This is a genomic window from Patescibacteria group bacterium (assembly GCA_020148045.1).
Classification (GTDB): domain Bacteria; phylum Patescibacteriota; class Minisyncoccia; order Minisyncoccales; family GWA2-38-27; genus JAHCRG01.
In genome coordinates this window covers 168,832-182,182 of sequence record JAHCRG010000006.1, presented here as the reverse complement: position 1 = coordinate 182,182, position 13,351 = coordinate 168,832, and the positions used below count along the sequence as shown (strand labels likewise).

12 protein-coding genes are annotated in these 13,351 nt (G+C 36.5%); 5 read left to right on the top strand and 7 right to left on the bottom strand.

Annotated features, from left to right (window positions below):
• Window positions 1-141 precede the first annotated feature (141 nt).
• From KJA13_02485 to KJA13_02475, 3 genes are read right to left on the bottom strand one after another with little or no spacing between them, the layout of a single operon-like run.
• On the bottom strand, window positions 142-1,623 hold the full coding sequence (locus KJA13_02485; protein MBZ9577881.1) for a hypothetical protein: 1,482 nt from the start codon (window positions 1,621-1,623) through the stop codon (window positions 142-144).
• Complete coding sequence (locus KJA13_02480; protein ID MBZ9577880.1) at window positions 1,596-2,504, bottom strand: hypothetical protein; 909 nt, start codon at window positions 2,502-2,504, stop codon at window positions 1,596-1,598. The genes KJA13_02485 and KJA13_02480 overlap by 28 nt, the downstream gene beginning before the upstream one ends.
• A gap of 5 nt (window positions 2,505-2,509) precedes the next feature.
• Complete coding sequence (locus KJA13_02475; protein ID MBZ9577879.1) at window positions 2,510-3,538, bottom strand: hypothetical protein; 1,029 nt, start codon at window positions 3,536-3,538, stop codon at window positions 2,510-2,512.
• A gap of 113 nt (window positions 3,539-3,651) precedes the next feature.
• Here KJA13_02475 and KJA13_02470 point away from each other — a divergent pair, with 113 nt between their 5' ends.
• The 4 genes from KJA13_02470 to KJA13_02455 are packed head-to-tail and all read left to right on the top strand — an operon-like array spanning window position 3,652 to window position 7,784.
• A complete protein-coding gene (locus tag KJA13_02470; protein ID MBZ9577878.1) occupies window positions 3,652-4,239 on the top strand; it encodes a WxL domain-containing protein in 588 nt (195 codons plus the stop codon).
• Between the two features lie 32 nt (window positions 4,240-4,271).
• Complete coding sequence (locus KJA13_02465; GenBank protein MBZ9577877.1) at window positions 4,272-5,885, top strand: hypothetical protein; 1,614 nt, start codon at window positions 4,272-4,274, stop codon at window positions 5,883-5,885.
• Window positions 5,886-5,887: 2 nt separating this feature from the next.
• Window positions 5,888-6,625 (top strand): methyltransferase domain-containing protein, encoded by a 738-nt coding sequence (locus KJA13_02460; GenBank protein ID MBZ9577876.1) that lies wholly within the window; start codon window positions 5,888-5,890, stop codon window positions 6,623-6,625.
• 4 nt (window positions 6,626-6,629) lie between these two features.
• Entirely contained in the window at window positions 6,630-7,784 is a 1,155-nt protein-coding gene (locus KJA13_02455; protein MBZ9577875.1) for a LysM peptidoglycan-binding domain-containing protein, read from the top strand.
• 61 nt (window positions 7,785-7,845) lie between these two features.
• On the opposite strand, the gene KJA13_02450 is transcribed toward KJA13_02455, so the two are convergent.
• Window positions 7,846-8,850, bottom strand: coding sequence for a hypothetical protein (locus KJA13_02450; GenBank protein MBZ9577874.1), 1,005 nt, complete (start codon window positions 8,848-8,850; stop codon window positions 7,846-7,848).
• 4 nt (window positions 8,851-8,854) lie between these two features.
• Window positions 8,855-9,586, bottom strand: coding sequence for a glycosyltransferase family 2 protein (locus KJA13_02445; GenBank protein MBZ9577873.1), 732 nt, complete (start codon window positions 9,584-9,586; stop codon window positions 8,855-8,857).
• Window positions 9,587-9,683: 97 nt separating this feature from the next.
• Here KJA13_02445 and KJA13_02440 point away from each other — a divergent pair, with 97 nt between their 5' ends.
• Window positions 9,684-11,462 carry a glycosyltransferase family 39 protein gene (locus tag KJA13_02440; protein MBZ9577872.1) on the top strand — a complete coding sequence of 593 codons (1,779 nt, stop codon included), beginning with the start codon at window positions 9,684-9,686 and terminating at the stop codon, window positions 11,460-11,462.
• Between the two features lie 110 nt (window positions 11,463-11,572).
• Here KJA13_02440 and KJA13_02435 read toward each other — a convergent pair whose 3' ends face one another.
• Together KJA13_02435 and KJA13_02430 are read right to left on the bottom strand one after the other, a co-directional pair.
• Window positions 11,573-12,352 carry a hypothetical protein gene (locus KJA13_02435; GenBank protein MBZ9577871.1) on the bottom strand — a complete coding sequence of 260 codons (780 nt, stop codon included), beginning with the start codon at window positions 12,350-12,352 and terminating at the stop codon, window positions 11,573-11,575.
• 144 nt (window positions 12,353-12,496) lie between these two features.
• On the bottom strand, window positions 12,497-13,342 hold the full coding sequence (locus tag KJA13_02430) for a hypothetical protein (GenBank protein ID MBZ9577870.1): 846 nt from the start codon (window positions 13,340-13,342) through the stop codon (window positions 12,497-12,499).
• Window positions 13,343-13,351 lie beyond the last annotated feature (9 nt).

The window sequence follows — 13,351 nt, the reverse complement described above, 5'->3', positions numbered from 1 at the left end:
TACAGAGAACAGTTTTCTGTATTACTATGATAACAAAAATTTTGAAAAAATTCGACCCCCACTACCAAAATATTGGTGTGGGGGCAAACAAAGTAGCCAAAAGAACATCTTTTGACTACTTCAAGTGAAAGTTTTAACCATTCATTCCAATTCTTTTTCTACATCTTTGATTTCTTTGCTAATAGCTTCTTCAGAAACCCTTAAGGCTTTTTGTAATTTATCGCGAATTTCTTTTTCTCCCTTTGATAAGCCTCGTCTCTTATCAAAATATTCAACCTGCTCTCGAACTTCTTTACGCAAATTACTAAAGGCCTGTTCAACACTTCTTTTCGCCTCCTCTGTTTCTCTCCCAATTCTTTTCCGCCAAAGAGAAATTCGATACCAAGCATAAAAGGTTATTAATATTAACAAAAGGATTGTTAATATTAATAATATAATTAAGGATATAAGAGTAATCATAACTGTTAGATAACCTATAGTTATTTTACCAAACTTTATTAAAGCTGGCAAGGTAACTGCGATAGTAATTTTTTCGGTTGAGTAGCTCTTTGCGCCTCGGCTGTCAGTTATTTTTGCCCAAACCTGATAAGTTCCTTTCTCTAAACTTTTGTCATAGATAAAAGTCCAATTACCTTCACTATCTGTCTTAATATCTCTAGTAATTGGTTCTTCTCCTTCTTTTTTAACAAAAACTGTAACTGTGGCATCCGGGTATTTAGAAGCTCCCTTAATAACTAAAATATCTTCTACTTGAACTGTCTGAGGAAAATCAGTAATAATCGGTGCCTCTAAGGCAATTAAAACTTTTCGATGAGTAATCTTGCCCCAGCCATATTTATTCTTAAATTTAATATGGAAATACCAGATTCCACCTTCAACGTTTTCATATTTCTTTGATACCATTAAACCATCTGAAATCGGTCCGGGATCAGCAAAAGGTTCTGGATGAAGCGCTAAACTTACTCCGGTAACATCTGGAGGGAGCTCCCAGGAAAATTCTGGGTTATTATTAGAATACCATTCATCCGGGTCAGAATGAGTAGGAGAAGAAACAATAGGAGCAGCTGGAGCTCCGGCCGGAACTGGAGGAGTGTATTCTTCTGGAGGTTCAGTAATTACTTTTTTTTGAATAACATAAGTTCCAGAAACCATATTATCTAATACATTTGTTCCCTTTCCATCAGCTGCTAAAACTGAACCTGAGGAAAAAGTTACCTTAGCTGAAGCATTAGCTTTAGCTTTAAAAGTAATAGTAATAATAGTTCCTGAAGTTCCGGTAAATTTGTCGGGCGTGCCTCCGCCAAAAGTTATATTTCCAGTAGAATTAGAAAAAGTCGGTTCATTAGTCCAGAGAGTAAAAATTGAGCTTGATTTTGAAACGCTAACTACTTCAAGCTCTTTTGTATTGAAAACTAAAACTCCTTCGGCAGCGTTAATTGCATGTCCTCCGCTACTTACTTTAACTGCAACAGGAAAAGTACTGCCAACAGTATAAGTGCCGCTGGAAGGAGATAAATACAAAGAAACCGAAGCCCCCTGGGCTTCATTTACCCAAAAGCATGCAAAAAAGAGCGCAAAAATACACAAAGCTAAAATTAGTGTTTTTTTATGTATTTTTTCCATATCCAAATTACTACCAAGACACCGAATAAAACTACGGGGATTATCCACCAAGGAAATGGTTTCTTTGGAATTTCTGGAATATATTCAGCAATCCTTTCATTTCCTGCTTTATCAACTGCTTTCACTTTTATTATACTCTTTAAGCTTTGGTCTTCCAATAGATAAGGGCTTTCCGCTTTTTCCCAATCTCTTTCCCCCTCCTTAAACTCAAAATGACTAAGACCAGTTTGTTTATCAGTGGTAGAAAAGATAATAAAATATTTACCCTCAAAAATGGCCGAATCCTGATGAATTTCTATTTCAAATGGTTCTGGGGGAATTTTGTCTTCTTCAAGTTCTTGCTGCCATTCATCTTTTGCAGGTCCTAATCTCTCCTGCGAAATTGTATATGCTACTCCTTTGGTACTTAATTCAGCCAAAGTCCCCAGCCCATCATTTAATAATACTTGTGAAGTATGTAAAAACTTTACTTCTGCTTGCTTTATCCCGCTTTCCTGTACTTTAAATATAATTCTTCCTAATAAATTACTCTCTCCTACGCCGCCAGGTATTTCCCCGCAATAACCTGCCGGTACTCCGCCAACAAAAGAAATTAAACCCTCGGATTGATTAATCTGAGGAGTTTCCAACCAAAGAGTTAAAATAGAATCACCTTGACTGAAATCAACTGCTTCTAATATCTCCTGAGAAAACTTTAAATCAACCTTTACAGTATTAATACATTCTTCTTCAATATCAATTTTTATCTTCACTATAAAAGTATCTTCTGGCTGATATTCTCCTTGGGATGGTTCTAAATACAAGGTTGCTGCAAAAGCAATAACAGGAAATAAAAGAAGACCAATAATTAAAATAATAATTTTTGATTTTTGATTTGTCATATAGTTTAGCCGCTCCAGTAATACATCATAATTGAAAAATCTGGCAAGTCCACTATCCCGTTCCTGTTCTGGTCAACACAAGCATTAGCCCTGCCCCACCAATAAAGTAAAATAGAAAAATCAACTAAATTTGTTCTTCCATCTTTGTTTAAATCAGCACGAGGACAAAATTCTTCAGGCAGACCTTCTTCTCCTATATAAAAGGTCAAAAGCCCGCTAAATCCGCTTCTTTCTTCCTCGTTTAAGTTAAAACGAGCTTTTGTAATATGAGAACCTTCTTCCAAAGGTTGAGTATCAAATGCCAAAAGCCATGCGCCAATTTCATCAGTTTGAACTTGTTCAATAATCTCTGATGAATGAATATGAACATCAACTTCTACTTCTGGCACAGCCTGGCCAAAAATATTTAAAGTTTCTCCTTTTTGAAGAGCAGTTTTATCTAAATCAATAGTCGGGGGTAAATAAATTCCGCTAACCGTAGTTGTGGTATTTGAGAAAACACGAAAAGTTAAGGTATAAGTAATAGATTTTATACCATCTTTATCCTTAGCCCAGAGACCGAAAGTATAAATTCCAGCAGTGATATTAGTAATTTCTGCTCTAAAATCTGCTTTGGAATCTGCCTTAACAGTAGTTGTTATTTTGCCATCTTTTAAGATTGTGATTGAGGAATTTGGATAAGCTTTTCCTTTGAAGATAACTTTAGTTGCAACTCGCGCAACACCGCCTCCGCCGCCCGAAGGCGGCGCTGTAGTTGTGCAATTAGAAGTATTAAAGGTGCATTCGTCGGGTCCGCCGGCTGGATAGCAGCTTAGATTCCCGCTTTCATAACCAAGCCCCTGACAGGTTTGGCCTCCTAAATCATCTCCATCACATTCCTCGTTTCCTTCCCTCTCGCCGTCGCCGCAAACTGCGGTAATCTCAATATGAAGTTGAGTATCAGCGGCGAAAGTGTAATATTCACTAATTAATAAACTAAAAATAATAAATAAAATCAGCAGGGAGGTCTTTTTTAAAAGACTATTACTAAGCATTTTATTATTATAACGAAATATTAAAAGAAAAGAAAATATAATAAAATATCGCTTGTGGATAACCTCTCTTGACAGGATAATCTACAATCATGCTACAATTAAGAAATACAAATATGTCCCAGGTAAAAAACGAAATAAAAACTATTAAAGAACGAATTTATTCTCTTTTAATTTTGAGCATACTTTTTGGGATGCTCTTTACTTCTCTCAATGTTGCTACTGCTAGTAATCAAGATACTACCAATTTGGCTGTTAATATTACCACTGGCTCCTTAGATACGGCTGCAGAAAATACAGATTTCGACTGGCCCGATGCTACTGCTGGTCAAGCTTCAAACCAACAGGAGAATATGAACAATATCCAGGTCACTGACTATCGGGGCAATTCTGGCGGTTGGTCCTTAACTGCTACTGCTAATAATCTGGAAGCAGGTACTAATATCTTAAATACCTATGCTCGAGCAAAAACGAGTCCTGGTGATGTTACTAACTTAAATTCATCTGATAACACCGGGGTTACTGCTGGTTCAGATAACCAGGCTTTGGGGTCTAATGCCACTAATGCTGTTAATATGATGACAGCGAGTGCTGGCAATGGGGCTGGTGCTTTCCAATTAGATAACACCGTGATGAATCTTAGTATTGAAGCCGGGGATGCTGCTGGAGATTATACTGCGGTACTAACTTTAACGGTTTCGTAATTTAGAGGGACAAGAATTATCAAAAGAGCTGTATGAATCAATCTGGTAAATTTAGTAAATCCCTAATCAAAAGAATTAGGGATTTTAAATTTTATCCGCAAAAGAGATTGCTCATTTTTATATTTCTTGCTTTAATTGCAATGTTCTTTATTAATTTAAAAGCTCCTTTAGATCCTGATTTGGGCTGGCATTTAGCTAATGGTAGATATTTTTTAGAACATCGTACTATTCCCCGTTTAGATATGCTCTCCCATAGTATGGCTGACTACCCCTGGATTGCCCACGAGTGGTTTACTGATATTATTTTTTTCTGGATTTATAATAATTTTGGTTTTTGGCCCTTAGTAATTATTTTTTCTCTCATAGCCAGCGCCGCTTTCTTATTAGCTGCCTCAGCTATTTTTACCAGCTGGGAATACCGGATCACTGCTGCCCTAATTGGCTCCCTGGCCAGTGTTCCCATTATTGGAATTCGACCTCAGGTCATTACTCTTTTTAGTTTAGCTTTAATTATTTTTTTATTATTCCGCTGGCGTCGTTCTCCCTCCAATAAATTAATCTTTTGGCTACCTTTAATTTTTCTTTTCTGGGTAAATTTACATGGCGGTTTTTCTATTGGTCTGGTGGTATTATTTTTATTTCTTCTTTTAGAAACAACAAAGTTTTTCTACCAAAAGATTTCTTTTTGGCAATCTTCTTCTGTTTCTTATTCCCAAACCCTAATCAAAATTTGGTTGGTAAAATTAAAAAAACGCTTATTTAATATCAGGTGGTTCCAAAATGAAGTATTAAGCAAACAACTTTTAGGAAAGCTGGCATTAATATTTTTAATAAGTATACTGGCAACCTTGGTTAATCCTTATGGAGTGGGAATTTATAAAGAGATTTATAATACTTTTGCTCAAACTCAATCCGGAGCTTATGTAAAAGAACATATTGGTGAATGGCAGAATGTTACTTCAGCTAATGCCATGAGCTATTTCTTTATTATCTATGTGATTTTTTTAGGATTTTTAGTGCTGCTGAATATAAAAAAACTGGGCTTTACTTTAATAGCTTTTGCCTTAATCTCTCTTTATTTTGGTTTTTCTTCTTGGCGCCATATGCCAGTCTATATTGTCATTACCCTTCCTTTATGGGTTTCATCAATGAAAAATCTGGTAGGTGAAACTCTTTCTTCAATGTCACGTTCAAAATTAGTAATTTCGCTTTTACTTTTAGTAACTGTATTGATTGGTTGGCAGAGAGTAACCCAAACTTTTCCTTTAATTAATTCTCCCGAGAAAGCTGCCCAAGCCGGAAACTACCCTTACGGGGCGGTTCAATATATCAAACAGCATCTTGATGAACTTCCCGGTCAGATGTTTAATGAATATAATTGGGGAGGCTATTTAACCTGGCAATTGCCCGAGAAAAAGGTGTTTATTGATGGTCGGATGGCAATCTGGCAATTACCGGGCAGAAATCCCTTTGAAGATCATGATAATTTTTTAAGTGGTAAAATGAATTATGCTCAATTTATTGATAAATATGACATTGATTGGGTATTAGCATATCCTCAACGGGTTGTTTCGTATATTTTAGTAAATGCCGATTGGCAAATAGTTTATCAAGATGAAATTAGTATTATTATTAAAAAACCTTAGTTATGGAGAAAAACGAATACGAAAAATTATATCAATTCGAAAATTACTACTGGTGGCATGTAGGTAGAGGTAAAATTATTTATAGGCTGCTAAAAAACTATTTGCCCAATGAAGAACCTTTTGTTATAATAGATGTAGGCTGTGGGACCGGTATCAATTTGGCCACCTTGGGAAAATTTGGAAAGGTTATCGGAGTTGATTCTTCAAAAAAAGCTCTACAATTTACTCGCAAACGGGGTTTTAAAAATCTCCGGCAAGCCAAAGCAGAAAAACTTCCTTTTGGTGATAAATCTTTTGATTTAGTTACCGCCCTCGATGTAATTGAACATATTGCTGATGATTTAAAGACTCTCAAGGAATTTCATCGAGTATTGAAAAGCCAAGGTCTACTTTTAATTACTGCTCCTGCCTACCAGTTTATTTGGTCAGAGCATGACGAAGCCCTTCATCATTTCCGCCGCTATACTGCTTCTCAGCTCCACCAAAAACTCAATCAAGCCGGTTTTCGGGTAGTGAAACGAAGTTATGTTATTACTTTTACCTTTCCTTTAATTCTAGGTTATCGTTTATTAAAGGGTATATTATCCAAAGGTAATTTAACTCCTCAAACTTCTTACGTTATTTTACCAAAATTTCTTAATAATCTTTTAATTTTTACATTAAAAATAGAAGCTCAATTACTTAAATATATCAATCTTCCCTTTGGCACTTCAGTTGTCTGTCTCGCCCAAAAGAATTAAAATTATGAAAAAAAATAATTTAATAAAGTTAATAATTATAGGAATAATCATAATAGGCATAATAGGCGGGGTCATGGAGGTTAAGGCAGCCGGGATAGGAGGCTTAAGTATTTTACCAGCTTTTCCTGACCTTGATGTCAAATATTCTGATATCTGGTTTATTTACAATCTTGACAAAGAAGAAAGTAAGCGGGACGCAGTAAGAATTAAAAATCGTACCGGTGAAGATGTAGAAATAAAAATTTATCCAGTAGATGCTGGCCTCACTCCAGACGGTGCTTTTGCCCTGAATAATGAAGGCGATGAACGTCTGGGTATTGGCGGGTGGATTGAAATGGAGAGTTATAAATTAGTTATTCCAAATGATACTGAGCAGCTTATCTATTTCACTATCTCTATTCCTCAAGACGCTGAGGTGGGTGATCATATGGGTGGAATTATAGTGGAGAATTTAGAAAGGCAGAAAGGCGGCAGAGAAGGGGCTTTAACCATTATCACCCGGGTAGGGGTGCGAGTCTATGAAACGGTACCAGGTGAAATTGTTAAAAAAATTGAGCTAACTGGTTTTGATTTTACTATTCATAATAAACGTCTTACCGATAAAAATACTACCTGGGAAAAGATTAAACATGTTTTAGGACTTCATAAATATGGACAGCTTAACATTGCTTTAAAAAACACCGGTAATGTCCACCTTAATCCTTTGGCTACCATTGAGATACGTGATATTTTTGGCGGTCATATAGCTACCCTGGAAAACATTGCCCTGGGTACTACCTTTCCTGTAAAATCCACTCTCCTTCCTCGACGCTGGGAAAATCCTCCGGCTTTTAATTTTGTCCGAGCCAGCCTCCTTATCAATTATGGTGATAATCAAACCATTGAAAAAAATATTTCTTTCTTTATTATTCCCTGGCCATTAATATTTTTCTTAGTTGTCTTAATTATTCTTTTCTTCCTTGGCCGGTTGCTCTGGCATCTCTGGTTAGCTAAAGTCAAGCTTACTATGGAAAGTCATACTGTAGAAAAAAAGCAGACTATTATGGATATTGCTAAAAAATATAGTGTTTCCTGGAAAAAACTGGCCCGAATTAATCGTCTCAAACCGCCCTATATATTAAAAAAAGGAGACACTCTATTTATTCCAAAAAAGAAATAACTGATGTCCCTCAATTAAAAATCCACCAAATAAAACTCGGTGGATTTTTGTTTTCTATTTATTACTGAACAGTAAAAGTTAATGTACCAGTAACCTCCGCAGCCAAAAGATTATTAGAAATGTAAACTTTAATAGTCGGATAAATATCGCAGGTGCCGCTGCCAGATGAAGTGGTTACAATGGTTCTGGTAGAATCTAAACTATATTCATCGCTAATCGGCTCGTCTATCTCGCTAAAACCACTGCAATTTGCCGCTGGAATTTGGGTGGGATTGGTTTCGGGATTATCGTCAGTTTTTAATTTAACATCAGAGGCAAGAATGGTGTTACCCCCACCAGTAAGATTAGTGGAAGAAACAGTAACAGTAAAACCAGCTTCAGCAGTCACCTGAACTAAAGCCGGAGGGTCAGCATTAAAATTTCTCTCGCTATATCCCACTCCTCCTAAAGTATAATCAGGCATCTGAACATTCTCAGGAGCAGTGATATCCAACGTAGGAGCAGGAGTATAATCTACATAAAAGTAGGCGGCATCAACCCCAGCATTATCGGTAGTATTTGGTCTATCAAAATAACAAGTGGCAGCATTTATAGCGTCCCAAGTAGTAAGAATTGTTGACACATTAACGCTTACCCAACCCCAACTTGTAGGTGGTCCTAAACCGGTATCAGTAGAATTTATGTATGTTGTAAAATTAGTAGAAGCAACTCCGTAAGCATAAATATAAAGATAAACGCTATTAATCGTGCCTGTTTGAGCAGTGTCTGCAAAGCCATAAACACCAGAATCAGAATTTCTGCCAATACTATAAATATAGTTGGTTGGTTGGTCTTGTGCGTTAAGATAAGGAACCGTACCCGCGGTAGTCCAAACACCAACCGAAACCTCTGTGTTAACATATAATGAAAGCGTTTCCGGCGCAGCTTTAACCTCCTTTACTTCCGGTGGCACTGGCGGTTTCTGCCAAATCTGGGGCCAGCCGGAAAAAATCCAAACCGTCACCAAAGTAAAAATAAGGCAAATCACCAAAAAATTCCCTAAAGCATTTTTAACAATCTTTGGCATTAATTTATTTTATTATATTCTTATACTTTCCCAAAATTAGATTCCATCTGATTTTTAATATCTCAAAAAACATTTTAACCATATTTTTAAATTTTACCTTGCTTTCTGGATCATTTATCCAAGTTATGGGAATTTCTTTAATTTTATAGCCCAGTCTTTTTGCTATAACCAAGACCTCGGGATCAAATCCAAAACGGTAAATTGTGACTCTGGAAAAAATATCTTGCCCTGCCTTTTCTTTAAAACCCTTAAAACCGCACTGAGTATCTTGAATCTTCCAAAGACCAATAATTATTTTTCTAACTAATTTAAAACCTCCTCCCAAAATTACCTTTCTTAACCAGGGTTGAGGTACAGCCAGGACCGCCCCTTTAACATCTCGCGAACCGATGACAACATCGTATCCCTTGGAAAACTCTGGCCACATTCTCTCAACCTGATTAATTGAAGTTGCATTATCGGCATCAGTAAAAATTCGATATTCTCCTTTGGCCTCAAGTATTCCTTTTTTGACTGCGTAGCCTTTACCCGAGTTTTCGATATTTATCAATTTTAAATTTGGAATTATTTTCTGTAATTCTTTGACTACTTCTGAAGTTCTATCGGTTGAACCGTCATTAACAACGATAATTTCCGACAAATAAGACTGTTTTTTCAAATAATCATTAATTTCCCGCAGGGTCTTTGGTACTCTTTTCTCTTCATTATAGGCTGGAATAATCACTGAAAGGTGAATTTTTTGATTTTGGTTATTCATTATTTTATTTTAATTACTAATGTTAATTATTCGACTTGCAATTGTATTTTAACATAGAGGATGTTAAAATACTAACATGTCTAACCGTCTCACAAATTTAATCGCTGGTCTTCTGCTTCTTACGGTATTCTTAGTTTGCTTTTTCAGTATGAAAGATGATTCAGCCACCATGGACGAAATGTCTCATATCCCGGCCGGCTATTCTTATTTAACCCAGAAAGATTTTCGAATTAACCCGGAGCATCCGCCATTGATAAAAGACCTAGCTGCTGTCCCTCTTCTATCTTTGGACCTGAATTTCCCAAAAAACCATGCTTCCTGGACTGAGGGAATTAATGAACAGTGGTGGTTTGGTTCTCAGTTTTTGTATCGTTCGGGGAACAATCCTGATCAGATTGTATTTTGGGCCCGAATCCCAATGATTTTGCTTTTAATATTTTTAGGTTGGTTCCTCTTTCGCTGGGCAAGAGAATTAGCCGGAAACAAAGTTGCTCTTTTGGTCTTAACCCTATTTTCCTTCTCCCCTACTTTTCTGGCTCATGGGAGATTGGTAACTACTGATATTGCAGCTGCTTTGGGAGTGGTCTTGGCTACTTATTTTTGGTTAAAATTTCTAAAAAGCCCGACAAAAAAGAATATAATTTTAGCCGGGCTGATATTCGGGCTATCAATGCTCTTAAAATTTTCCTTAGCCCTGCTTGTTCCCTTCTTTGCTGTAATTACCGTAATTTATGCTTGGTCTCAAGAAAAGGGTTCTAAAAAATGCCTCTTAGGAATTCTGAAATACATCGGGCTGGCTCTAATTGTAGGAATAATTGGAATGATTCTTATCTGGCCGGTTTATCAATTTCATCTTTTAAATTATCCAGCCGAACGCCAATTACAAGATTCTGAATTTATTTTAGCTTCAAGCGGCATAAATCCTCTAAAAAATCTTTGTCTCTGGATGGCTGACAAACCAGTGCTCCGACCCTATGCCTATTATCTTTTAGGACTTCTAATGGTTACTCAAAGGGTAGCTGGCGGCAATACTGTGTATTTTCTTAATGAAATTTCAAATGGGGGCTGGTGGTATTATTTCCCGACTGTTTATCTTTTAAAAATACCCTTAGCTTTTCATATTTTAACTTTAATTGTTCTTTTGTATGCAGCCTGGTTAATTATAATTAAAAAGCCTTTTTGGCAAAATACTTTTCATCGGTTAAAAGATTGGATAAAAAATCATTTTCCCGAATTTTCAATGATGGTATTTTTAATAATTTATTGGCTCACTTCTATAACTGGAACTCTTAATATTGGAGTAAGGCACCTTTTGCCTGTTTTTCCTTTTACCTATATTTTAGTTAGTCTGGGAATAGCAAAATGGATAAAAAGAATACCCGGCATATCCCGGAAAAAAATGGGAACTTCTCTTGTTTCGGTGCTTTTGGGCTTTTACATAATTTCTTCTCTCTTGGTTTGGCCTCACTACTTAACCTATTTTAATGAAATTGCCGGAGGGCCCCAAAATGGATACAAATATGTGGTGGATTCAAACTATGATTGGGGCCAGGATTTGAAACGACTAAAAAAATGGGTGGATGAAAATAAGATTGAGAAAATTTATGTTGATTATTTTGGCGGAGGCGATACCGAATATTATCTAAAAGAAAAATATGCTTCCTGGTGGGGCGATCGTAATAAAAAAGAACTTCCCCAAGGAAGTTATCTGGCGGTCTCGGCAACCCTTCTTCAGGGAGGCAAAGGAAGTCCTACCCATGGTTTTGATCAACCAACCGGCTACTATCGCTGGCTTGACGATTATCAGCCAATAACCCGGGTCGGCAACTCAATATTTATCTATTATATTCCCTAAGATTTAACTATTGTTTTGTTCATTGGATAAATAAAATTGCCCATCGCTGGGCAATTTTACTTTGCTCCGGGGGACGGACGATGTTAGAACTTAGTTTTGGGAGAATTTTCCTATTTATTTTCCAGAACTACACATTCATTACCATTAAAGCATTTATCGGGTCCACAATCACAAATTTTTACCTGATGGCTGTAATCCGGAGCACACCCGCAGGGACCAACAAGACAGAGGTTTGGATAATCACTGGTTGCTTTACAGCATAGAGAAGTTGTTATCTCGCCTCCAGAATCAATACATGCCTCTCCTGCTCTATCTTTTACTTTTCCAGCCTCTTCATCCCAACATTCAATAACCATATCTACTGGAAAGTTATAAGGCTCAATGTCTGAACAAAACATAGCTCCAACCCCATCATATACTAATTTCCAGTTACCATTTTCTTTAGCTGCTAAAAAACCACCCTCTTCGCCAGGTCCTCCTTCTCCAAACTTAACTCCGCCCATAAGATGACCCTCTGTTTCCTTGCTGATATTTATGGTGATTTCTGAAACTTCTTTATCGTACTTTTCAGCAAAAAGTTTTTTTATTGCTTCCTCTTTAGAAACTAAAGGCTCTTCTTCAAAAACTCCTTCGCATTTCCCATTTACGCATTTACAGGACTTTGGGGCTGCACAAAAACAATCGCCTTCTTTTTCCCATTGGTAGTTTTTATTAAAACATCCACAATTACAGTCCCCATCTTCTCCAAAAACAACACAATCAGAATCAACTTCACAGTTCTTGGCTTCTGCCTCAGTTATTCCTTGAGGTGCTGAAATTGATTGATAAATCCAATAACCTACTATTATAATAACTACTATGGTAATGATTGCAATTAATGTTTTAGACATATTATTTTTTAATTAAAGTTATATTGCGACCTTTCGTTTCTATTCTACCAAAAAATCGCCTTCTTGGCGATTTTTTTGGACGATGCCTGCCCTGAAAAATTGAAGGGTTAGAACCTGTTTGGTTGAAATTTAAAGAAGCTTACTTCACAGATGAAGCTTATATCCCCCACTTTCAATTATCTTTTTGGGGTTAGTATACAGTTTCTCTTTCAGTTGTTCTTCGTTTAAAAAACCTTTTAAAACCAATCCTGAAGACAAAGGAACTAATACTCTTATACCCCTTAAACCATTCTTTAAGGGGTCATCGTGGGGTGCGTGATCAGAAGCAATTGCATCTATTGTGCCGTCTTTTAACCCCTCAATAATGGCGTTTAAATCTTCGGTGTCTCCAAGAGGAGGATTCATTATTAGATCCATGTCTCGAGAAGTAAAATAAAAATAATGGGGGCAGGTTTCACAAGTTATTTTTAATCCATCCTTTTTTGCTATTCTGATTAAATCAACACTTTCTTTTCTACTTATATGCTGGAAATGTAAATGGCCACCAGTCTCGCTATAAATCTCTAAATATTTTTTCAGCATTTCCGTTTCGGGTTCTAAATGAGCCATTACCAAAACATTTTTACTTAGTACATATTTTAATATTTCTAGATTGCCTAAACATTTTCCATCATCGCTAAATCCTGCAACATAAGGTTTTATATTCTCCACATCAACTGGCTCTTTTCCATCTAAATTCTTTGTAATCGCGCTTACCGGTATTGCTTTTACTTCTTTATATCTTGGAATTTCTAATGATTTCTTTATAATCCCAAGGCTGTCTAATGGCGGTTCGGTGTTCGCCATATAAAGAAAGATGTTAATCCGACCAAAGTATGCCTCTCTGCCCAAGACATTCTTTATGTTTTTTCGGTTTTTCAATCTTAAACCCAGAGAAGGGTATTCTCTTAAATGAGTATGTATGTCTATAATTGGAAAATCAAAATACATGCTTTTTTA

Excerpts from the sequence above, each read along its gene's own strand:
- KJA13_02485 (MBZ9577881.1), bottom strand. The coding sequence starts at position 1,623 with ATGGAAAAAATACATAAAAAAACACTAATTTTAGCTTTGTGTATTTTT.
- KJA13_02480 (MBZ9577880.1), bottom strand. The coding sequence starts at position 2,504 with ATGACAAATCAAAAATCAAAAATTATTATTTTAATTATTGGTCTTCTT.
- KJA13_02475 (MBZ9577879.1), bottom strand. The coding sequence starts at position 3,538 with ATGCTTAGTAATAGTCTTTTAAAAAAGACCTCCCTGCTGATTTTATTT.
- KJA13_02470 (MBZ9577878.1), top strand. The coding sequence starts at position 3,652 with ATGTCCCAGGTAAAAAACGAAATAAAAACTATTAAAGAACGAATTTAT.
- KJA13_02465 (MBZ9577877.1), top strand. The coding sequence starts at position 4,272 with ATGAATCAATCTGGTAAATTTAGTAAATCCCTAATCAAAAGAATTAGG.
- KJA13_02460 (MBZ9577876.1), top strand. The coding sequence starts at position 5,888 with ATGGAGAAAAACGAATACGAAAAATTATATCAATTCGAAAATTACTAC.
- KJA13_02455 (MBZ9577875.1), top strand. The coding sequence starts at position 6,630 with ATGAAAAAAAATAATTTAATAAAGTTAATAATTATAGGAATAATCATA.
- KJA13_02450 (MBZ9577874.1), bottom strand. The coding sequence starts at position 8,850 with ATGCCAAAGATTGTTAAAAATGCTTTAGGGAATTTTTTGGTGATTTGC.
- KJA13_02440 (MBZ9577872.1), top strand. The coding sequence starts at position 9,684 with ATGTCTAACCGTCTCACAAATTTAATCGCTGGTCTTCTGCTTCTTACG.
- KJA13_02435 (MBZ9577871.1), bottom strand. The coding sequence starts at position 12,352 with ATGTCTAAAACATTAATTGCAATCATTACCATAGTAGTTATTATAATA.
- KJA13_02430 (MBZ9577870.1), bottom strand. The coding sequence starts at position 13,342 with ATGTATTTTGATTTTCCAATTATAGACATACATACTCATTTAAGAGAA.